Origin of the sequence: Baekduia alba, from assembly GCF_028416635.1 — a bacterium.
Lineage (GTDB): Bacteria > Actinomycetota > Thermoleophilia > Solirubrobacterales > Solirubrobacteraceae > Baekduia > Baekduia alba.
The window spans coordinates 1,457,251-1,476,747 of sequence record NZ_CP114013.1 but is presented as its reverse complement, the minus strand read 5'-3'; the positions used below and the strand labels follow the sequence as shown (position 1 = coordinate 1,476,747).

The 19,497-nt window shown below is 70.2% G+C and carries 20 protein-coding genes; 3 read left to right on the top strand and 17 right to left on the bottom strand.

The window, feature by feature from the left end:
- Positions 1 to 7: 7 nt before the first annotated feature.
- Genes DSM104299_RS07260 through DSM104299_RS07235 form a run of 6 tightly spaced genes read right to left on the bottom strand, consistent with a single transcriptional unit; the run spans position 8 to position 7,805 of the window.
- On the bottom strand, positions 8 to 1,069 hold the full coding sequence (locus tag DSM104299_RS07260; RefSeq protein WP_272476627.1) for a bifunctional phosphoglucose/phosphomannose isomerase: 1,062 nt from the start codon (positions 1,067 to 1,069) through the stop codon (positions 8 to 10).
- Positions 1,070 to 1,114: 45 nt separating this feature from the next.
- The gene (locus tag DSM104299_RS07255; RefSeq protein WP_272476626.1) at positions 1,115 to 2,236 is read right to left on the bottom strand and encodes a nucleotidyltransferase family protein; all 1,122 of its coding nucleotides are present in this window, start codon (positions 2,234 to 2,236) and stop codon (positions 1,115 to 1,117) included.
- Between the two features lie 9 nt (positions 2,237 to 2,245).
- Entirely contained in the window at positions 2,246 to 3,535 is a 1,290-nt protein-coding gene (locus DSM104299_RS07250; protein WP_272476625.1) for a UDP-glucose dehydrogenase family protein, read from the bottom strand.
- Between the two features lie 45 nt (positions 3,536 to 3,580).
- Positions 3,581 to 5,083, bottom strand: coding sequence for an LCP family protein (locus DSM104299_RS07245; RefSeq protein ID WP_272476624.1), 1,503 nt, complete (start codon positions 5,081 to 5,083; stop codon positions 3,581 to 3,583).
- Complete coding sequence (locus DSM104299_RS07240) at positions 5,080 to 6,657, bottom strand: LCP family protein (RefSeq protein ID WP_272476623.1); 1,578 nt, start codon at positions 6,655 to 6,657, stop codon at positions 5,080 to 5,082. Before DSM104299_RS07240 ends, DSM104299_RS07245 begins: the two co-directional genes overlap by 4 nt.
- A complete protein-coding gene (locus DSM104299_RS07235; protein ID WP_272476622.1) occupies positions 6,654 to 7,805 on the bottom strand; it encodes a M20 family metallopeptidase in 1,152 nt (383 codons plus the stop codon). Before DSM104299_RS07235 ends, DSM104299_RS07240 begins: the two co-directional genes overlap by 4 nt.
- A gap of 62 nt (positions 7,806 to 7,867) precedes the next feature.
- Between DSM104299_RS07235 and DSM104299_RS07230 the strand changes: the two genes are divergently transcribed.
- From DSM104299_RS07230 to DSM104299_RS07220, 3 genes are all read left to right on the top strand, one after another.
- Positions 7,868 to 8,974 carry a saccharopine dehydrogenase family protein gene (locus tag DSM104299_RS07230; RefSeq protein ID WP_272476621.1) on the top strand — a complete coding sequence of 369 codons (1,107 nt, stop codon included), beginning with the start codon at positions 7,868 to 7,870 and terminating at the stop codon, positions 8,972 to 8,974.
- A 91-nt stretch (positions 8,975 to 9,065) separates the two neighbouring features.
- Complete coding sequence (locus DSM104299_RS07225) at positions 9,066 to 9,398, top strand: hypothetical protein (RefSeq protein ID WP_272476620.1); 333 nt, start codon at positions 9,066 to 9,068, stop codon at positions 9,396 to 9,398.
- Positions 9,399 to 9,483: 85 nt separating this feature from the next.
- The gene (locus tag DSM104299_RS07220) at positions 9,484 to 10,059 is read left to right on the top strand and encodes a transposase (RefSeq protein WP_272476619.1); all 576 of its coding nucleotides are present in this window, start codon (positions 9,484 to 9,486) and stop codon (positions 10,057 to 10,059) included.
- A gap of 240 nt (positions 10,060 to 10,299) precedes the next feature.
- Here the strand turns inward: DSM104299_RS07220 and DSM104299_RS07215 are convergent, their stop codons facing one another.
- The 11 genes from DSM104299_RS07215 to DSM104299_RS07165 form a co-directional block, all read right to left on the bottom strand.
- Positions 10,300 to 11,688, bottom strand: a complete 1,389-nt coding sequence (locus DSM104299_RS07215) for a calcium-binding protein (protein WP_272476618.1) — start codon at positions 11,686 to 11,688, stop codon at positions 10,300 to 10,302.
- Between the two features lie 193 nt (positions 11,689 to 11,881).
- Complete coding sequence (gene atpC / locus DSM104299_RS07210; RefSeq protein WP_272476617.1) at positions 11,882 to 12,313, bottom strand: ATP synthase F1 subunit epsilon; 432 nt, start codon at positions 12,311 to 12,313, stop codon at positions 11,882 to 11,884.
- A gap of 6 nt (positions 12,314 to 12,319) precedes the next feature.
- Positions 12,320 to 13,792, bottom strand: coding sequence for a F0F1 ATP synthase subunit beta (atpD, locus tag DSM104299_RS07205; RefSeq protein WP_272476616.1), 1,473 nt, complete (start codon positions 13,790 to 13,792; stop codon positions 12,320 to 12,322).
- Between the two features lie 45 nt (positions 13,793 to 13,837).
- Positions 13,838 to 14,743 (bottom strand): ATP synthase F1 subunit gamma, encoded by a 906-nt coding sequence (atpG, locus tag DSM104299_RS07200; protein WP_272476615.1) that lies wholly within the window; start codon positions 14,741 to 14,743, stop codon positions 13,838 to 13,840.
- 3 nt (positions 14,744 to 14,746) lie between these two features.
- Positions 14,747 to 16,384: a F0F1 ATP synthase subunit alpha gene (gene atpA / locus DSM104299_RS07195; protein ID WP_272476614.1), complete on the bottom strand. Its 1,638-nt coding sequence runs from the start codon at positions 16,382 to 16,384 to the stop codon at positions 14,747 to 14,749.
- Between the two features lie 48 nt (positions 16,385 to 16,432).
- On the bottom strand, positions 16,433 to 16,963 hold the full coding sequence (gene atpH / locus DSM104299_RS07190) for an ATP synthase F1 subunit delta (RefSeq protein ID WP_272476613.1): 531 nt from the start codon (positions 16,961 to 16,963) through the stop codon (positions 16,433 to 16,435).
- Positions 16,964 to 17,551 (bottom strand): F0F1 ATP synthase subunit B, encoded by a 588-nt coding sequence (atpF, locus tag DSM104299_RS07185; RefSeq protein WP_272476612.1) that lies wholly within the window; start codon positions 17,549 to 17,551, stop codon positions 16,964 to 16,966.
- 5 nt (positions 17,552 to 17,556) lie between these two features.
- Positions 17,557 to 17,847 carry an ATP synthase F0 subunit C gene (gene atpE, locus DSM104299_RS07180; protein ID WP_081854208.1) on the bottom strand — a complete coding sequence of 97 codons (291 nt, stop codon included), beginning with the start codon at positions 17,845 to 17,847 and terminating at the stop codon, positions 17,557 to 17,559.
- A gap of 16 nt (positions 17,848 to 17,863) precedes the next feature.
- Positions 17,864 to 18,811, bottom strand: coding sequence for a F0F1 ATP synthase subunit A (gene atpB, locus DSM104299_RS07175; RefSeq protein WP_272476611.1), 948 nt, complete (start codon positions 18,809 to 18,811; stop codon positions 17,864 to 17,866).
- Positions 18,811 to 19,188 (bottom strand): hypothetical protein, encoded by a 378-nt coding sequence (locus tag DSM104299_RS07170; protein ID WP_272476610.1) that lies wholly within the window; start codon positions 19,186 to 19,188, stop codon positions 18,811 to 18,813. Before DSM104299_RS07170 ends, atpB begins: the two co-directional genes overlap by 1 nt.
- Entirely contained in the window at positions 19,188 to 19,412 is a 225-nt protein-coding gene (locus DSM104299_RS07165; protein WP_272476609.1) for a hypothetical protein, read from the bottom strand. The genes DSM104299_RS07170 and DSM104299_RS07165 overlap by 1 nt, the downstream gene beginning before the upstream one ends.
- Positions 19,413 to 19,497 lie beyond the last annotated feature (85 nt).

Here is a 19,497-nt window from a genome sequence, read left to right as displayed (position 1 = left end):
GCACTCCTCACTTCTGCGCCAGCTGCTCCTTGAGCTGCTCGATCAGGCCCACCGGGCCCGGGTCGACGCCGCGGAGCGCGGCGAGGTAGACGCTCACGAGGTCGCCGAGCAGGATCAGCGAGAAGACGCGTTCGAAGGAGGTCGTCCCGCGCGTCGGCACCCGGAACGTCCCGGTCGCCGCCTCGCGGATCAGGCCCTCGGTCAGCTCGACGCGGTCCTCGATGCGCGGATGCGTGTCGCTGTCCTCCAGGAACACGGCGCCGAAGCGGCCGAGCTCGGCCGCGCCGGTCCAGCCGACGAGCTCGTTGTGGTCGGCCTCGGGCAGCTCGTGCCAGAAGGCCGGGACCTTGGCGTTCTCGTTGAGCTGGGTCTTCCAGCGGTAGGCGATCGTGGTCGTCGAGCCGGCGCCGTAGATGACCGGGACCGTGCCCACGAGCGCGCGGGCCAGCGCCTTGGCGGCGTTGTCCTCGGCAGCCTCCGGGCCCCACTCGACGACGAGCTCCTCGAGGTGCTCGGCGGCGACGTCGATGTCCGACGCGCAGCGCGGGCCGGCGCCGCAGCGCGCGGCGACTTCCAGCGCCGCGACCGTCATGTAGGCGACCGCCGCGCGCGGCTGCAGCCCGCCGGCGACCGGGATGACCGGGACGCCGTCGGCGCGCGCCAGCTCGGCGAGCTTGCCGCCGCTGGTCGCCACGACGCGCGTCGCGCCCAGCGCGCCCGCCGCCTCGTAGCAGGCCAGGGTCTCCTCGGTGTCGCCCGAGTAGGACGCGCAGAGCACGGTCGTGTCCGGCGTCGTCCACGGCGGCAGGCCGTAGGCGCGCGCGCTGAGGATCGGCCGCGAGGCGGTGTCGCCGAGCGCCGCACGCGCGAGCGCGCCGCCGATCGCCGAGCCGCCCATACCCGCGACGACGAGGCCGGCGGGCGAGTCCCACGAGCCCATCTGCGCCGATTCCGCCTTCCACAGCGCGTCGCGCAGATGCTCCGGGATCGCCAGCACGTCGGTCAGCTGATCCGTCGTGTCGATGCGCCCGATGCTGTCCCGATCGAGCTCCAGGTTGGTCGTCGTCATGCTTCGCTCCTCATCCCCTCGGTCGCTCGCACGACGTGAACTCCATCAGAACTTGATCGCGCCCGCCGGCAGGTCCGTCCCGGGGAACACCTTGATGCCCGCCGAGAGCACGTTCCCGGCGCCCACGCGGACACCTTCGCCGAGCACCGCGCCGCCGCGGACGACGGCGCCGTCGGCGATCTCGACGCCGGCCGCGACGATGCAGTCGGCGAGCACCGCGCCCGCCCCGACGGTCACGCCGTCCAGGACCACGGCGCGCTCCACGCGCGCGCCCGCACCGATCGTCACGCCCGCGCCGAGCACGACCAGCGAGCCGACGTGCGCGCCCGCGGCGATCGTCGAGCCGGCGCCGACGACGGCCGGCGGGACGATGCGCCCGTCGGCGACGACGTCGTCCGCCACCGCCAGGAAGCCGGAGCCCAGCCGCTCGGCGACGCCAGTCTGGACGTTGCCCTCCAGGATGTCGAAGGTGCCCTGGAGGTAGCGCTCGGGCGTCCCGATGTCCATCCAGTACGCGCCCTCGGCGCGCGAGCCGTGCAGGCCGTTGCCGACCAGCGCCGGCCAGATCGCGCGCTCGATCGACACGTTCTGCCCCGACGGGATCATGTCGAGCACCTGGTGCTCCAGGACGTAGATGCCGGCCGAGATGTAATAGCGGTCGATGCCGCCCAGCTGCGACGGCGCGGGCTTCTCCAGGAAGCCCGTGACCGCGTGGTCGCGGTCGCACAGGACCAGCCCGTAGGCCGACGGGTCCTCGACGGGGACCAGCCCGAGCGTCGCGACCGCGCCCGTCGCCGCGTGCTGGGCGACCTGCGCGGTGACGTCGACGTCGGTCAGGACGTCGCCGTTGAGCATCAGGAACCGGTCCTCGAGCCCGCCGAGCTCGTCGGCCGCGTACTTCAGCGCGCCGGCGGTCCCGCGCGGCTCGGGCTCGACGACGTAGCGGAGCTTCAGCCCCAGCGACGAGCCATCGCCCAGCGCCTCGCGGATCTTGGTCGGCTCGAAGCCGCACGACAGGATGACGTCGTCGACCCCGTGGCGGCGCAGCCACTCGAGCATGTACACCAGGAACGGCCGGTCGACCAGCGTGATGACCGGCTTGGGCTGCCGGGACGTGAGCGGCCGGAGCCGCGTGCCCTCTCCCCCGACGAGGATGACCGCCTGCACGAACGGGCCTCAGTGCCCGCGGCCGACGCCCTCGTACACGAGTCCTGCGGCGCGCACGGCGTCGGGGTCCAGGGCGTTGCGCCCGTCGATCAGCAGGTCGCCCTTCATCTTTCCGGCGACCATGGCGAAGTCCAACGCCTTGAACTCGTCCCACTCCGTGACGAGCACGACCGCGTCGGCGCCCTCGGCGACCTCTTCGGCCCCGGAGGCGAACTCGATGCCCGTGATGAGCTTGCGCGCCTCCTCCTCGGCGATCGGGTCGTAGGCGACGACCTGGGCGCCGGCGGCCTGCAGCCGCGCCGACAGCACGAGCGACGTCGCCTCGCGCATGTCGTCGGTGTTCGGCTTGAAGGCCAGGCCGAGCAGGCCCACGCGCTTGCCGATCAGCGAGCCGAGGTGCTTCTCGAGCTTGCCCATGACGCGGCGCTTCTGGAGCTCGTTGACCTCGATGACCGAGTTGAGCAGCTGGAAGTGGTAGCCCGAGTTGCCGGCGAGCTGCTTGAGCGCCGTGACGTCCTTCGGGAAGCAGGAGCCGCCGAACCCGAGGCCGGCCTGGAGGAACTTCGGCCCGATCCGGTCGTCCAGGCCCATGCCCTTGGCGACCTCGACGACGTCGGCGCCGGTCGCCTCGCACACGTTGGCGATCTCGTTGATGAACGAGATCTTCGTGGCCAGGAACGCGTTGGACGCGTGCTTGATCATCTCGGCCGAGTTGATGTCGGTCCGGACCAGCGGGGCGTCCAGCGGCGCGTAGAGCTGCGCCACCGCGTCGCCGGCCCAGTCGTCGTCGTCGCCGATGACGACGCGGTCGGGCTGCAGGAAGTCCTTGACCGCCGAGCCCTCCTTGAGGAACTCGGGGCACGACACGTAGGAGAACTGCTCCTTGCCGGTCTCCTTGAACAGGCGCTTGATCGAGTCGCCCGTGCCGGCCGGGACGGTCGACTTCATGACGAGCGCGTGGTGGTCGGAGACCGGCATCGAGGCGACGACCGCGTGCACGGCGCTCAGGTCCGCGTCGCCCGAGTAGGTGGGCGGGGTGCCGACCGCGACGAACAGCAGGCGCGCGTGCTCCAGCGCGTCGCTGATGTCGGTGCTGAAGTGCATCCGCTCGCGGTTCTTCTCGATCAGCTCGGTCAGGCCAGGCTCGTAGATCGGGATCTTGCCGTTCTTGAGGCCCTCGATCTTGGACTCGTCGATGTCGATGCAGTAGACATCGCTGCCCAGCTCCGCGAAGCCCGCCGCGGTGACGAGGCCGACGTACCCAGTGCCGATGACGCCAATTGGTTCACGCTCTGCCATGAAGCGCGAGAGGCTAGCGGAGGGCGATGCGCCGCCGCCGCGAGGTCAGCGGATGCGGCCGACCGAGCGCGCCATGGCCAGCATCTGCTTGTTGCCGATCGACGACAGCAGCGTGTTCGAGATCCAGTAGACGGCCTTGCCCGAGCGCCACGAGACGAGCCGCAGGCGGCTGCCGTCGTAGAACAGCTGGTAGGTCCGGCCCGCCATCCTGCGCCGCTCGCTCGGGTTGTCGAGGATCGGCGGCGCGCCCCAGCTCGTGCCCTGCACGCCGTAGTACTGGCCGAGGTCCTCGGTCTTGATGACCATGCGGTACGCGCGGTACTTGTGGCCGCCGCGGTCGTAGATGTCGTAGGCGCGGCTGTGGTCGGGCAGCAGCTGGGCGCCCGCGATCGCGGTCGTCGGGTAGTACACCGAGAACGGCAGCTTGGTCGCCAGGCGCACCGCCTCGTCCTCAGCGCCCGTGCCCGCCTTGATCATCCCGGGCGGCAGCGCGGTCGAGCGCGCGGACGACTTCGACTTCTTGGACGGGCGCTTCTCGGCCGTCGTCGTGGTCGCCGCCGCGGGCTTCTTGGACGCCTCGGCGTTCATGAAGCGCTTGGTGACCGCAGCCAGGTTCTCCGGCGTGACCGTGACGTAGTCGCCACCGATGTCGCCCGGGAAGCGCACCTCCTGGACGGGCTTCTGGGCGGACTCGAACGCGAGCTTGAGCAGGCGCAGGATCGCGCTGTCGGAGCTGATGTCGGTCTGGGTGTAGCGCCCGAAGATCTTCAGCAGCGCCTTGCGGTCGCTGAACAGCTTGCCGACGCCGATCTGGTCCTTCGCGTCGGCCAGGAACTGCTGCTGGCGCGCGGCGCGGACGAGGTCGGTGTCGAAGTGGCGGTAGCGGACGAAGTCCAGCGCGTCCTGGCCGCAGAGCTTCTGGTAGCCGGCCTTGACGTCGATCGTCGCGTAGTCGCCGCCGCCGCCGAACGGCGGGCTGTTGTCGTTGAAGTAGCGGCGGTCGACGTCGGTGTAGACGCAGCCCAGGCGGTCCACGGCACGGCGGAAGCCGCCGAAGTTGATGTTGACCACGTGCGTGATCGGGATGTGCAGCAGGTTGCGGATCGTCTTGACCGACAGCGCGGGTCCGCCGATCGCGTAGGCCGCGTTGATCTTGTCCGTGCCGTGGCCGGGGATCGCCACCTTGAGGTCGCGCGGGATCGACATCACCGACGTCGCGCCCTTGGACGGGTCCAGGCGCAGCAGGATGATCGTGTCCGACCGGACCGGGTTCTTCTGCTTGATGTCGATGTAGCGCTGGTCGGAGCCCAGCAGCAGGATCGTCTGCGGGCCGCCGGGATCGACGCCGTCCAGCGCGCCCTTGACCTCCCTGCCCAGGCCCGTCGAGTTCTTGAAGAAGATGTCCCCGTCGTCCTTGATCTCCAGCAGCGCGGCGGTCGAGACCGTGGCGGCGGAGGCGAGCACGACGACGAGCGCTCCGAGCAGGAAGCGCTTGTACATCCCGAACGCGAGGCGCGGCGGGCGGTCGTCGTCGGGCGTGGCGCTCAAGAGCCGAGGTGGGTGAGGGAAGCGGCGATGCCGAGCATCTGCGCGTTGGACAGGTTCAGGGTCAGCGAGTTCGAGACCCAGTACACGGCATCCTTGCGCTTCCAGGCGACGTATCGCAGCCGGCTGCCCGACTTGAACAGCTCCAGCTTGCGACCGTGCACCGTCAGCGTGGACGTCGGATGGGCCAGCAGGGGCGGCGTCATCCAGCTCGTGCCCTCCACACCGTAGTAGCTGCCCTCGGAGAGGTTCTCGAGGACCACCAGGCGGTAGGCGCGGTGCTTGCGACCCGCGCGGTCGCGCAGCGTGTACACGCGCGGCGTCGCGCTGCTCGTCGTCCCGTCGTTGACGGTGCTCGCGTAGCGCCCGTTCGGCGTCAGCTGGGCCGGGAAGTAGAGGCGGAAGCCGAGGCGGTGGCTGGCGACCGTGCGTGCCACGAGGTCCTCGCCGACGTGCGTGGACTTGACGAGCCTCGCGTTGGCGACGCGGGCGTTGCCGGCCTTCTCGGCCTTCTTCTTGGAGGCCTTGGTCGTCTTCTTGGAGGACTTGGACTTCTTGACCTCGGGCGACGCGTGGAAGAACTGGTTGCGCAGGCTGAGCAGCGTGTTCTCGGAGGCCTCGACGTACTCGCCGGTCTCGGCGTCGCCGGAGTACACGGGCGGGAACTTGATCTGCGCGACCGGATGGCCGGCGGAGAAGATCGCGAGCTTGGCGAGCTTGAGCACGCCCTTGACCGAGCGCAGGCTCTCGTCGGTCTGCGTGCTCTTCTGCATGATCTTGATCAGCTGGTCGCGGTCGTCGATGAGCGACGACGTGCTCAGCTGGTCCTTGGCGGCGCGCAGGAAGTCCTGCTGGCGCGCGGCGCGCACGATGTCGGAGTCGGCGTGGCGGAAGCGCACGTAGTCGAGCGCGCGCTGGCCGCACAGCTGCTGGTAGCCGGGCTTGACGTCGATCTCCGCGTAGTGGGCGGAGACCGGGAGGCCGAGGTTGGAGTGGTAGTAGCGCCGGTCGACGTCGGCGTAGATGCAGCCGAGCGCGTCGACGACCTGGCGGAAGCCGCTGAAGTTGACGTTGATGATGTGGTTGATCTTGAAGTCCTCGCCGAACAGCGACTTGATGGTGTTGGCCGTCAGGTCGGGGCCGCCCAGCGAGTAGGCCGCGTTGATCTTGTTGACGCCGTAGCCCGGGATCAGGACCTTCAGGTCGCGCGGGATCGAGAGGACCGCGGTCGCCTCCTGCTTGGGGTCCATGCGGACGAGCAGGATCGTGTCCGAGCGCGCGGGGTTGCTCTTGGCCAGCGCCGGGTTGTTCTTCTTGAGGTCGCTCCAACGGCGGTCGGAGCCGAGGATCAGGATCGTCTGCGGCTTGCCGGGCTTGGCGTCCTCGAGGGTGCCCTTGGCGGTCTTGACCGGCGGCGGCGCGGACTTCGGCGGCTTGATGATCTCCTTGATCTGCAGGAGGCTCGCCGTGGCGGTGGCGCCCGCGGTCAGCAGGACGATCAGGACCAGGCTGCCGGTCGCGCGCGCGAGGAACCGCAGCCCCTCGCGCGGGGGCCGTTCCTCCTTGGGGAGCTTCACGCCAGGCCGCCTTCGACCGCGCGCAGATCGGGGCCGCCGTCGGGCGCCTCGCGCTCCAGCCAGGTGGGCAGCAGCGTCACGAAGTCGGTGAGCGCCTGGCGGAAGCGCTTGAGCGAGGCGATCGAGACCCACTCGTCCGGCCCGTGGTGGCCGGCGCCGACGGGCCCGAACTCCACGGCGGGGATGCCGGCCTCCAGGAACGCGATCGCGTCGGACGCGCCGTCGCGGCCGACGCTCATCGCCTCGCCCTCGATGGAGCGGCCGATGCCGTCGCGCAGCGCGCGGACGTAGGGGTTGCGGCGCGACACCACGGCGGGCGCGCGCGTGAAGCACTTGAGGACCTCGACGTCCGGGATCGCCCGGATCTGGGACAGGATGTCGCCGGCGTCCTGGGTCGGCAGGAAGCGGATGTCGACGTCCATCGTGCAACGGTCCGGGACCTTGTTGAAGGCGTCGCCGCCCTCGATCCGCGCCAGGTTGATGCTCGGGCGGTCGAAGAGGTCGGAGGACTCGCGGGAGAACGGGAGCGTCTCGATCCGGCGGAACGCGTCGTGGGCCTTGAGGATCGCGTTGTCGCCCAGCCACGGCGTAGAGCCGTGCGCCGCGCGGCCGTGGACCGCGACGCGGACCGCGAGGACGCCCTTGGCCTGGACGCCGATGTGGAGGTCGGTCGGCTCGCCGGTGATCGCGAAGTCGCCGCGGTAGCCGCCGGAGACGAGCGCGTCGATCGAGCGCGACGAGACGTCGTCGGACTCCTCGTCCGGGACGCAGACGAAGCGGACGCGGACGTCGGGGTTGTCCGCGACGTCCTTGACCGCGCACATCATCGCCGCGAGCGCGCCCTTCATGTCGTAGGCGCCGCGGCCGATGAGCCGGTCGCCCTCGATCCGGGGCTCGAACTGGTGCGCGTAGGCGGGCACGACGTCGAGGTGGCCATGCAGGATGACCGTCGGCGGGTTCTCGGGATTCGGACCCCCCCGCCCACCGACGTCGACCATCACGACGGGCAGCCCGTCGTGCTCGAGGCTCTTCACCTCGAGCTCGCGCGACTCCAGCCACCCCTTCACGAACCCCGCGGCGGCCCTGAGGCCGTCGAGCGTGGACGTGTCGTAGGTGATCAGTCGCTCAGCCAGGACGCGTTCGTCCATCCGGTCCAGGGTACCGAGCGGGGCCGTCGCGTAAGCCGGGCGGGCGGGATAGGGTCGGCCGCATGGCCGGCCGCATCGTGCTGTTCGGGGCTACGGGATACACGGGGGAGCTCGCCGCGCGCGAGCTCGCGGGCATCGGCGAGCGGCCGGTGCTGGCGGCGCGCAGCGAGGCGCGGGTCCGCGCGCTGGCCGACCAGCTCGGCGGATTGGACTGGGCGGTGGCGGACGTACGGCGTCCGGCGTCGGTGAGCGCCCTGGTGGAGCGCGGCGACGTCCTGGTGTCCTGCGTCGGGCCGTTCGCGCGCTGGGGCGCGCCGGCGGTGGAGGCGGCGCTGGGCGCGGGCGCGACGTACCTGGATTCCACGGGCGAGACGCCGTTCATCCGGGACGTGTTCTCGGTCTACGGGCCGCGTGCCGCCGAGGCCGGATGCGCGCTGGTCACGGCGATGGGCTACGACTGGGTGCCGGGGAACCTGGCGGGCGCGCTGGCGCTGCGCGAGGCCGGCGAGGGCGCCACCGCGGTGGCGATCGGCTACTTCCTGCTGGGCGGCGGCGGCGCGGGCGCGATGAGCGGCGGGACGCGGGCGTCGGCGGCGGGCGTGTTCCTGGAGCCGTCGTTCGCGTGGCGCGGCGGGCGGATGGTGACCGAGCGTCCGGGCGCGCGGGTGCGGACGTTCGACGTGGACGGGCAGGCGCGGAAGGGGATCTCGGCCGGATCGTCGGAGCACTTCGGGCTGCCGGGGTCGTTTCCGGGGCTGCGCGACGTCGACGTGTACCTGGGCTGGTTCGGCGGCGCGTCTGACGCGCTGCGGGTGTTCTCGGCCGGGCTGGCGGTCGCGACGCGGCTCCCGGCGGTGCGGAGCGTGCTCGGCGAGGTGGTCGCGCGCGGCGTCAAGGGCTCGAGCGGCGGACCGAACGCCGACGAGCGGGCGAAGTCCGGGTCGCTGGTGGTCGCCGAGGCCAGCGACGACAGCGGTCGCGTGCTGTCGCGGGTCCGGCTGGCGGGGGTCAACGGCTACGACTACACCGCCGGGATGCTGGCCTGGGGCGCGCACGCCGCCGCCAACGGCCGGGTGCTCGGCGTCGGCGCGTTGGGACCGGTCGCGGCCTTCGGCCTGGACGCGCTGTGCGAAGGCTCCCGGTCTGCCGGAATCGAGCGCGACCAGTAGCGGCAACGATGCACCGGCGGGTAGTTCGTCACTTGCCGATCAAGCGTCCAATTCGCCACAAGTTCTTCGGTCCGCCTCCGTTCATATGGGTATGGCTGAGGACAGGGACCTCTCCCCCACCCAACGACCCACCGGTCTGGAGACCTGCACAGGCTGCGGGCGACCCTTCGTCGTTCCCATCGCCCTGCTCGACCTCGTCGACGAGGGTCTCTACCTCCTGGCGCTCCAGTGCAAGAACTGCGACCGGCTGTCGACCGGTGAGGTCGAGGACGTGGAGCTCGAGGCCCTCGAGCTCGCCAACGACGCGGCGGTGAGCGAGATCGAGTCGGCACTGGAGATCGTCTCCGTGGCGCGGTTCATCGACGAGCTGGGTCAGTTCTCGCGGGCGCTGGAGGCGGGCGGGGTGCTGCCGGAGGACTTCTAGGCGGCTGCGCGCCGCCTAGCGTCGCCGCTCTCCGCCGGCGCGCCCACGGGGGGCGAGTTCTCGGTCCTGCAGCCCTAAAGGGGGCATGGACCTCATCCACCATCTCGTCGCGCGTGGTGCTGATGGCGCGCGGATCTTCGTCGATGACGTCGATCGGCGGTCGTATCTGGAGTCGCTCGCCGGTGTCACCGAGCGGTATGGCTGGCGGTGTCTGGCGTACTGCCTGATGCGCAACCACACGCACTTGCTCATCGAGGCGCCGCGGGCGGACCTGCGCGTCGGGCGGCGGCGGTTGCGCCAGGCGCATGCGCGGGCGCTCGGGTTGCGTCACGGGCAGGCCGACATCGTCTGGCAGCCGGGCGCCCGCGCCACCCGGATCCGCTCCGATCAGCAGCTCTGGGCCGTCGCCGCCTACATCGCGAGCAACCCGGTCGACGCCGGCCTCTGCGTCGAGGCGTCGCGCTACCGCTGGAGCAGCCACGCCGCGACGCTCGGCGCCGTCCCGACCCCGCCCTGGCTCGCAACCGACGACCTCCTCACGCTGCTCTGCGGCGCCGCCGACGCGGCCGCCCGCCGGCGCTACGCCCGCTACGTGATGGAGCGCGCCCGCCGCCCGCGCCCGCGGCCGGAGGACTACGGCGGCGCCGAGCACGCGGCATGACCGTCGCCGCGGTCAACGGGGTTCTGGTGTCTTCCGCGGACACCGGATCACCGGCGACGTCCCGAGGTCAGCGGCGCCCGTCATCGCGCTCGCCGAACAGCAGCCTCACCGTGTACGCCCAGTAGCCGGCGGGCGCCGTCGGTCGCCTCACGCGACCGCGCGGTCGCCCGATGGCGACGAGCAGGCGATCGACGAAGCGACGCATCGTTCCGTCGTACCCGCTCGCCCGCGCTGCGACCCTCAGCGGCGCAGCGTCAGCGTCCGCGTCGTGGCCTTGCCCTTGGCGGGCGTCAGCGTGAGCTTCACGCGCAGGCTCCTATGCCGCTTCATCAGCGACCGGCCGGAGCGGGACAACTTGAGCTTCAGCGCCTTCGCCCGGCCCGCCGAGATGGTGTAGGCGATGGTCCCGAGCGTCACCGTCCGGCGCTTGGTGCCCAGCTTGACCTTCGTCGCCGTCCGCACCGTCAGCCGGCCCTTGCAGGTCGGCGCGCCCTTCGGGCAGGCGAGCACGACGGCGACCCGGTCCTTGCTCACCCGCAGCCTGGTCGAGCGGATCGTCGCGGCGGCGAGCGTCGGTGCCGGCGCCGGCGGAGGGGTCGCGACCACCGGCGGGCGGTCGACGACCTCGCACAGCGAGCCCGGATCCTGCGGGACGACGTCGAGCGCGTCGACGACCGCGGTGTCCGCGCCCGGCCCGCAGTTGAGCTGCTCGGCGACGCCGTCGCGCGCGTCGATCCGGTCGTTGCCCGCGACCGAGATGAACAGGCCGCTCGCCGACCCCTCGCCGGAGAGCGAGTCGAGCCCCGGCCCGCCGGTGATGGTGTCGTCGTTGCCGCCGCCGTAGATGGTGTCGTTGCCGTCGCCACCGTCGAGGACGTCGTTGCCGTTGGCGCCGTCGATCAGGTCGTCGCCGCCCAGGCCGGACACCGTGTCGGCGGACTCGCTGCGCAGCTGCACCACGTTGCGCGCGTCGTTGCCGACGAAGTTGACGGACGGCGCCACGCCCGTCGCCGACAAGTCCTCCATGTCGGTCGCGTAGTTGTCGTTCTCGCCCGGATAGCCGTCGTTGGCGACGCCGTCGAACGACACCCCGATCGGCCCGTTCGTGCCCGTCGGGTTGCCGGTCTGCAGCGTGTCCTCGCCGGGACCGCCGACCACGACGTCGCCGCCGCCCGAGTCGTCCTCGTCGGGCGTGAGCATGTCGTTGCCCGCCCCGCCGTCCAGGAGGTCGGAGCTGGCGTCGCTCTCGAGGTCGTCGTCGCCGTCCTCGCCGTAGAGCTCGACGTGATGCCCCGCGGCGTGGTCGTTGATCGAGCTCGCGATGTCGTTGCCGTCGCCGAGATGGACGACGTACGTCGGGTTCGACCCCGCCGACGGGCACCGCGCGCCGAGCGCGACGTCATAGGTGCACGGCGACACCGCGGTGACGTCGGCGTGATCGTCGAGCGACGGGATGAAGTCGGCCGGCGCGCCGACGTTGCCCCAGTTGATCGTGACGAAGTTCGCCTCGCCAGAAGCGGCCTGGTAGGTGATCGTCGTGCCGGACACGGAGATCGTCCCGGCGTTCGCGGTGGCGGACACGGCGAAGACGGCGGTCGCGACGGCGGCGAGGACGGGCAGGCTGCGCATAGGATCCGCGGGCCTTCTACCCAGGCAGTTGCCGCCGAAACGACCCAGCGCCGTTCGGCGCGCGGTCATCGCCCGCGGAGGACCGGCAGCACCGGCGCCACCACTCCCGCGGAGGGCGCGCCTGCCGTCGAACGACGAAGGGCCGGCAACACGCCGGCCCTCCAAGAAGCACTGCGGAACCGCCAGGCGACGCCTACTGGTCCCCGCTGCCCCCGCCGCCCTCGGTCAGGCGCAGGAACGCCTCGATCCGGCGCTTGTCGCGCGCGGCGACGCGGGCGGCCTCGGAGCCGTCCTCGGCCTGCTCGAGCTCGCGCTCGGCGGTCGCCAGCTTGTCGCGCAAGGCGCCGACGTCGAGGGACGACGGGTCTGTGGCCTCCTCGACCAGGATCAGGACGCGGCCGTCGGCGACCTGCACGTAGCCCTCGCCCTGGGCGAGGCGGACGATGTCCGACTCGCTCTTGTACAGGCGCAGCTCCGTCGGCTCCAGCATCCCCAGCAGCGGCGTGTGGTTGGCGAGGATGCCGATCGAGCCCACGGTCGTGCGGGTCGAGACCATCTCGACCTCGTCGTTGAAGACCTCGCCCTCGGGCGTCAGGACCTCAGCGGTGAACGTGGTGCGAGCCACAAGCGCCTACTTGTCGCCCTTGGCCGCGGCGACCACGTCGTCGATCGTGCCCTTGAGCAGGAACGCCGACTCCGGCAGGTCGTCGTGCTGGCCGTCGAGGATCTCCTTGAACGACCGGATCGTCTCGGCGATCGGCACGTACGCGCCGTCGATGCCCGTGAACTGCGTCGCGACGTTGAACGGCTGCGACAGGAAGCGCTCGATCTTGCGGGCGCGCTGCACGGTCACCTTGTCGTCGTCGCTGAGCTCGTCGATGCCGAGGATCGCGATGATGTCCTGGAGCTCCTTGTAGCGCTGCAGGATCGACTTGACCTGGTTGGCGACGTTGTAGTGGTCCTCGCCCAGGATGTCGGGCTTGAGGATCGTCGACGTCGAGTCCAGCGGGTCGACCGCCGGGTAGATCCCCTTCTCGGAGATCGACCGCGACAGCGTCGTCGTGGCGTTGAGGTGCGCGAACACCGACGCGGGCGCCGGGTCGGTCAGGTCGTCCGCCGGGACGTAGATCGCCTGCACCGAGGTGACCGAGCCCGAGCGGGTTGACGTGATCCGCTCCTGCAGCTGGCCCATCTCGGACTCCAGCGTCGGCTGGTAGCCCACCTGCGACGGCATGCGGCCCAGAAGCGCGGAGACCTCGGAGCCTGCCTGCACGAAGCGGAAGATGTTGTCGATGAACAGCAGCACGTCCTGGCCCTGGTCGCGGAAGTACTCCGCCATGGTCAGGCCGGTCAGGGCGACGCGCATGCGGGCCCCGGGGGGCTCGTTCATCTGGCCGAAGACCATCATGGTCTTGTCGATGACGCCGGACTCGGTCATCTCCAGCCAGAGGTCGTTGCCCTCGCGCGAGCGCTCGCCGACGCCGCAGAACGCCGACAGGCCGCCGTGCTCGGACGCCAAGTTGTGGATCAGCTCCTGGATCAGCACCGTCTTGCCCACGCCGGCGCCGCCGAACAGGCCGACCTTGCCGCCCTTGGCGTAGGGCGCGAGCAGGTCGATGACCTTGATGCCCGTCTCGAACATCTCGGTCGTCGGCGTCAGGTTCTCGACCGTCGGCGCGGGACGGTGGATCGGCCAGCGCTCCTCGGTCTCGACCTCTTCCTTCTGGTCGATCACGTCGCCCAGGACGTTGAAGATCCGGCCGAGCGTCTTCTCGCCGACCGGGACGGAGATCGGCCCGCCGGTGTCCTCGATCTCCAGACCGCGGGCGAGGCCGTCGGTGGTGTCCATGGCGACCGCGCGGACACGGTCGTCGCCGAGGTGCTGCTGCACCTCGCAGACGAGCCACTCGGCGCCGGCCTCGGCCGACACGCCCTCCTCGGCCTGGGCGGCCTCGGGGAGCTTCACCCGGATCGCGTTGTAGATGTTCGGGAGCTTGTCGGGGAACACGGCCTCGATGACGACGCCCTGGATCTCCTCGATCCGGCCGACGTTCTTCGCGCCCGTGTCAGCGCCAGTGGGGCGCTCGGTGGTGCTGGCTTCCATGGTCTCTAGATCTCCTGGAACGGTCTAAGTCTCAAAGTTCTCGGGCTACGTCAGCGCCTCGGCGCCACCGACGACTTCCATGATCTCCTGCGTGATCTCGGCCTGCCGCGCGCGGTTCATCTCGAGCGTCAGGTCCTCGATCACCTCGCCGGCGTTCTCCGACGCCGACCGCATCGCGGTCATGCGCGCGCCGTGCTCCGACGCCGTCGACTCCAGCAGCGCGCGGAAGATCGAGATCTCCACGTAGTCGGGGACCAGGCGCTCGAGGATCACGGCCGGATCGGGCTCGTACTCGACCAGCGCGTGGTGCCCGGACTCGCCCTCGGCGCCTTCCTGATCGCGCTCGCTGCCTTCGAGGATCGTGGCCTGCTGCAACGGCAGCAGCGTCTCGCGCCGCACCTCCTGCACCAGCGGCGACACGTAGCCGTTGTAGAAGATCTCGACGCGGTCAACCTTGTCGTCGATGTACAGCGCCATCAGCGACTCGGCGACCTCTCGCGCGTTGGCGTAGGCCGGACGGTCCGTGAAGCCGGTGAAGGCGCCCTGCGGCTCGCGGCCGCGGAACGTCAACGACGAGACGCCGCGGCGGCCGGTCGCCGAGAAGATGACCTCCTTGCCCTGCTCCTCGTACTCGGCGGCCGCTCGGATCCCCGCGCGGATGATCTGGGAGTTGAACGCGCCCGCCAGGCCACGGTCGGCCGTGACCAGCAGCAGCGCGACGCGCTGCTCGGACTCGTGCTCCTTGAGGATGGGCAGCGAGGCCATCTCCCCACCCGCCGCCTCCGCCGCCTGCCGCGTCATGCGGCGGATGGCGCCGGCGTAAGGGCGGAGGTGCTCGATGCGCTGCTCCGCGCGGCGCAGGCGGGCGGCGGCGACCATCTCCATCGCCCGCGTGATCTTGCGGATGTTCTGGACCGAGGCGATCCGGTTCTTGACGTCGCGCTGCGACATGCGTTACGCGGCAGCCCCGGCCGGCTCGGCCTCGGTCTCGTCGGCCTCGTCGCTGCTCGAGTCCGAGGACGAGTCGCGCGTCTTGATGCGGTCGCTCTCGCCCTCCGACAGCGGCTGGCCCTCTTCGTCGAGGTCGTAGCCGAAGTCGTCGGCGAACGTCGAGATCAGGTCGCGCAGCGCCTTCTGCGTCTCGTCGGACCAGTCACCGGAGGCGATCGTGTCGAGGAGCTCCTGGTTCTCGGCCTTGGCGCGCTGCGTCAGGCCGTCGAGGAACTCGCCGATGCGATCGACGTCGATGCGGTCGACGAAGCCGTTGGTGGCCGCGTAGACCTGCGTGACCTGGACGCCGACCAGCAGCGGCTCGCGCTCGTTCTGGTTCAGCGTGCGCACCAGGCGCGCGCCGCGAGCCAGCGTGCGCTGCGTGTCCGGGTCGAGGTCGGAGCCGAACTGCGCGAAGGCCTCGAGGTCGCGGTACTGCGACAGCTCGATCTTCAGGCGGCCGGCGACCTTCTTCATCGGGCTGATCTGCGCGTTGCCGCCGACGCGCGACACCGAGATGCCGACGTTGATGGCCGGGCGCACGCCCGAGTTGAACAGCTTCGGCTCCAGGAAGATCTGGCCGTCGGTGATCGAGATGACGTTCGTCGGGATGTAGGCCGACACGTCGCCGGCCTGCGTCTCGATGATCGGCAGCGCGGTCATCGAGCCGCCGCCGAGGTCGTCGTTCAGCTTGACCGCGCGCTCCAGCAGGCGGCTGTGCAGGTAGAAGACGTCGCCCGGGTACGCCTCGCGGCCCGGCGGGCGGCGCAGCAGCAGCGACATCTGCCGGTAGGCGAACGCGTGCTTGGTGAGGTCGTCGTACGTGACGACGGCGTGCCCGCCCTTGTACAGGAAGTACTCGGCCATCGCGGCACCGGCGTACGGAGCCAGGAACTTGATCGGCGCGGCCTCGTCGGCCGCGGCGGCGACGATGATCGTCTTGTCCAGCGCGCCGTGCTCGGCGAGCGTCTCGGCGATGCCGACGACCGTGGCCATGCGCTGGCCGATCGCGACGTAGACGAAGACGAGGTCGGAGTCCTTGTTGTTGATGATCGTGTCGATCGCGATCGCCGTCTTGCCCGACTGGCGGTCGCCGATGATCAGCTCGCGCTGGCCACGGCCGATCGGGATCATCGAGTCGACGGCCTTCAGGCCGGTCTGCATCGGCTCGGTGACCGGCTGGCGCTGGACGACGCCCGGGGCCTTGAACTCGGCGGGGCGGCGCTCGGAGACGTCGATGTCGCCCTTGCCGTCCAGCGGGATGCCGAGCGGGGAGACGATGCGGCCGAGCATGTGCTCGCCGACCGGGATGTCGAGCAGGCGGCCGGTGCGCTTGACCGTGTCGCCCTCGACGATCTTCTCCCACGGTCCGAAGAGCACGGCGCCGACGTTGTCGGACTCGAGGTTCAGCGCGAGGCCGGTGACGCCGTGCGGGAGGTCGAGCGTCTCGAACGACATGCAGTTCTCGAGCCCGTGGATGCGGGCGATGCCGTCCGCGACCGACAGGACGGTGCCGACCTCGGTCAGCTCGGCCTGCCCCTGGTCGAGGCCCTCGATGCGGGACTTCAGGATGGAGGTGATCTCGTCGGGCTTGATCTGCATGCGATTCAGGTTCCTTGGAAGGGGTGAGAGCTCGGGGTGGTCGCTTGTCTAGCTGCTCGCGACGCTGCGGCGGAGGTTCTCGAGGCGGTTGCGGATGGAGGCGTCGAGGATGGAGTTCCCGACGCGGACGATCAGGCCGCCCAGCACTTCGGGATCGACGTTGGCCGTCAGCTCGACCTGCTGGCCGGTCTGCTGGCCGATCGCGTCGCCGATCGACTTCACCGTAGCCTCGTCCAGCGCCACCGCGGACGTCACGGTCACCGGCAGGCGCTTGTTCTCCAGCTCCCACAGCGCGTCGTACTCACGCCGCACGCGGAAGATGACCGGCATCCGGTGGTTCTCGATCAGCAGCGCCAGGAAGTTGGCGACGACGTCGTCGGCGCCTTCCAGGAGCTTGCCCAGGCCGTCCTTCTTCTCCGGCGTGGAGAAGTACGGGCTGAAGAAGTAGATCGACAGCTCGCGGTTGCCGTCGAGCGCCTCGGCGAACTGGCCGAGCTGCTCGCGGACGACGTCGAGCTTGTCCTGCTCCTTCGCGACCTCGAAGAGGGACCGCGCGTAGACCTGGGCGATCTCCTCCATCTAGCGGCGCTCCCCCAGAGCGGAGAAGTCGAGCTCCGACAGCGCCTCTTCGACGAGGCGACGCTGGTCGTCCTCGTTGAGGGTCTTCTTGGTGACGCGCTCGGTCGCCGCGACGGTGAGGTCGGCGACTTCCTTGCGGATCTCCTGGATGGCGCGACGGGTCTCGGCCTCGATGTCGCGACGGGTCTGCTCGAGCAGATCCTCGCGCGACTCCTTGGCCTGCTCCAGGCTCTGGCGCTCGGCCGCCTCGCCGTTCTTGCGGGCGCGGAGGACGATCTCCTCGGCCTGGGCGCGCGCCTCCTTCAGGCGCTCGCGGTACTCGGCCAGGATCTCGTCGGCCTCATCCTTGGTCCGCTGGGCGGAGTCGATCGACTCCTCGATCAGGTGCTGGCGCTTCTCGAGCGCCGCCGAGATCTGCGGGAACGCGTACTTGCGCAGGATGAACAGCGCGACCAGGAAGGCGAGCACCGTCCAGATCATCAGCCCGACGTCCGGGCTGACGAGGAAGTTGGAGCTCTCCTCCTCGCCACCACTCGTCGTGGTGGTGGCGGCGAGCGGCAGGGCCGTGATGATGCCGGTCAGCAGCATCGCGCCTAGCCGAGGAAGAAGGCGATGAGGCCGAAGATGAAGGCGTAGAAGACGATCGCCTCGGTCAGTGCGAAGCCCAGCCACTGGATCGAGGTGATCTCATCGCGCATCTCCGGCTGACGGGTCACGGACTCGATGACCTTGCCGAAGATGAAGCCGACGCCCACGCCCGGGCCGATGGTGCCGAGGCCGGCGCCGATGCCCAGCGCGATCGCCTTGCCGGCCTTGCGGCCGTACTCCTGCGGGTCTGCAGCCTGAGCGAGGGTGGTGACCTCGTTGATGACGGACAGGTCCACGGTACTTGTCTCCTTGTTAGTGCTCCTCGGCGACTGCGCCGCCGAGGTAGATCGCGGTAAGAGTGGCGAAGATGAAGGCCTGCAGCGTTGCGACCAGGCCTACCTCGAAGAGGAAGAAGGCCACGGCCATGGTCCCGGTGATGAGACCGAGGACGACCGAACCGCCGACCGCGAGGTTGAGCAGGACCACGAGGCCACCGCCCATGAACAGGATCAGCAGGTGTCCGGCCAGGATGTTCGCGAAGAGACGAACGGAGAGGCTGACGAGCCGGACGAAGTGGGAGATGACCTCGATGAAGAAGATCGGGATCTTCGCCGGGCCTTCGACGCCCGCGGGCACCCAGGACTTCAGGTAGCCGACGGGGCCCTTGGCCCGGATGCCCTCGATGTGGTAGCCGAACCACACGAAGAGCGTGAGGGTGAGCGGCACCGAGATGTTCGCCGTGGCGGCGAACAGCGCGAGGCTCGGGATCTGCAGGCCGAAGATGTCGACCTTGTGCTCCGTGTTGGTCGGGAGCGGCAGGTAGCCGAGCATGTTCGAGAACCAGATGAACAGGAAGAGCGCCCCGATGAACGGGAACCACTTCGCGGCCATCTTGGTGTCCATGTTGCCGCGCGTGATGTTGTCGCGCATGAGCAGGAACACGGTCTCGACCGCGGTCTGGACCCGGTTGGGCCGCTCGTTCATGCGCCGGGCGACGTAGACCATGGTCCAGCACATGAGCGCCGTGGCGACGATCACGTAGAACACGGCCTTGTTGATGGACATGAAGCCGAGGTCGATCCACGGATCGAGCTTGAACTCGTTCTGCGGCTTGTAGCTCTCGTTGATGTTCAACGCGAACGCGCCCGCCGGCGAGGCGAGCAGGACGACCAGCGGCGTCAGGAGGATGGCGAAGCGCGCTCGCCGCTCGCTCCGGCGAGAGCGGCGACGACTGGCGGCGTTGGTAGCGAACGGGGGCATCAAGAAGGCAGCTCTCGGTGGTTCTCGAACGGGCGGAGGATCAGGTTCACGGTGAAGTACGCCGTGAAGAGGACGACGACGAGCACGGCGGCGGCAAGCCCGACTGCGTCATCGCTTCCGGCGATCAGGTACGCGCCGAAGATCGTAAGGGCTACGAGCCATCCGCGTCCGATCATCGACCCCGCGGTCAGTCCGACGACGGTCTTGGGGTCGTCCGAGCCGGCGGCGCGACGCGCCGTGAAGTCGTTGATCGCGCGCTGCGCGAGCCACGCGAAGGCCGCGGCGGCGTAGCCGAGCAGCGGCCAGCCGGCGACGATGAAGATCGGCAGGGCGATCGCCAGGATGATCAGGTCGAGGTAGCGCAGGGCGAGGGACATCAGCGCAGGGGGCCGCGCGCCGCGTTGGAGCACGGACGCAGGTGGCGGATGGGCTTGGCCGCGAGCGCGCCGATGTGCGCCGAGCTACCCGGACCGGCCGCCCCGCAACGCGCCCGCTGGCGGTGGCGGGCGTCGCGGACGTGCACGCGACGCAGCCGAGAAGGGCGGCGCTGGGCGTCGTCGGCGAAGGGGTCGTGGTCGAGGTTCTCGTGAGGCTCGTTCATGGGCGTCAGGGCGCGCTGAGGCGGAACCTGCTCGATGCTGGCACGCCCGCACGGATCCTGCGTTGCGGGCGACCCTTCCGGAGGC

What these genes read in the sequence shown, in the direction of transcription:
- DSM104299_RS07260 (WP_272476627.1), bottom strand. Translation starts at nt 1,069, where the DNA reads ATGACGACGACCAACCTGGAGCTCGATCGGGACAGCATCGGGCGCATC.
- DSM104299_RS07250 (WP_272476625.1), bottom strand. Translation starts at nt 3,535, where the DNA reads ATGGCAGAGCGTGAACCAATTGGCGTCATCGGCACTGGGTACGTCGGC.
- DSM104299_RS07235 (WP_272476622.1), bottom strand. Translation starts at nt 7,805, where the DNA reads ATGGACGAACGCGTCCTGGCTGAGCGACTGATCACCTACGACACGTCC.
- DSM104299_RS07230 (WP_272476621.1), top strand. Translation starts at nt 7,868, where the DNA reads ATGGCCGGCCGCATCGTGCTGTTCGGGGCTACGGGATACACGGGGGAG.
- DSM104299_RS07225 (WP_272476620.1), top strand. Translation starts at nt 9,066, where the DNA reads ATGGCTGAGGACAGGGACCTCTCCCCCACCCAACGACCCACCGGTCTG.
- DSM104299_RS07220 (WP_272476619.1), top strand. Translation starts at nt 9,484, where the DNA reads ATGGACCTCATCCACCATCTCGTCGCGCGTGGTGCTGATGGCGCGCGG.
- DSM104299_RS07215 (WP_272476618.1), bottom strand. Translation starts at nt 11,688, where the DNA reads ATGCGCAGCCTGCCCGTCCTCGCCGCCGTCGCGACCGCCGTCTTCGCC.
- atpD (WP_272476616.1), bottom strand. Translation starts at nt 13,792, where the DNA reads ATGGAAGCCAGCACCACCGAGCGCCCCACTGGCGCTGACACGGGCGCG.
- atpG (WP_272476615.1), bottom strand. Translation starts at nt 14,743, where the DNA reads ATGTCGCAGCGCGACGTCAAGAACCGGATCGCCTCGGTCCAGAACATC.
- atpA (WP_272476614.1), bottom strand. Translation starts at nt 16,384, where the DNA reads ATGCAGATCAAGCCCGACGAGATCACCTCCATCCTGAAGTCCCGCATC.
- atpH (WP_272476613.1), bottom strand. Translation starts at nt 16,963, where the DNA reads ATGGAGGAGATCGCCCAGGTCTACGCGCGGTCCCTCTTCGAGGTCGCG.
- atpF (WP_272476612.1), bottom strand. Translation starts at nt 17,551, where the DNA reads ATGCTGCTGACCGGCATCATCACGGCCCTGCCGCTCGCCGCCACCACC.
- atpB (WP_272476611.1), bottom strand. Translation starts at nt 18,811, where the DNA reads ATGCCCCCGTTCGCTACCAACGCCGCCAGTCGTCGCCGCTCTCGCCGG.
- DSM104299_RS07170 (WP_272476610.1), bottom strand. Translation starts at nt 19,188, where the DNA reads ATGTCCCTCGCCCTGCGCTACCTCGACCTGATCATCCTGGCGATCGCC.
- DSM104299_RS07165 (WP_272476609.1), bottom strand. Translation starts at nt 19,412, where the DNA reads ATGAACGAGCCTCACGAGAACCTCGACCACGACCCCTTCGCCGACGAC.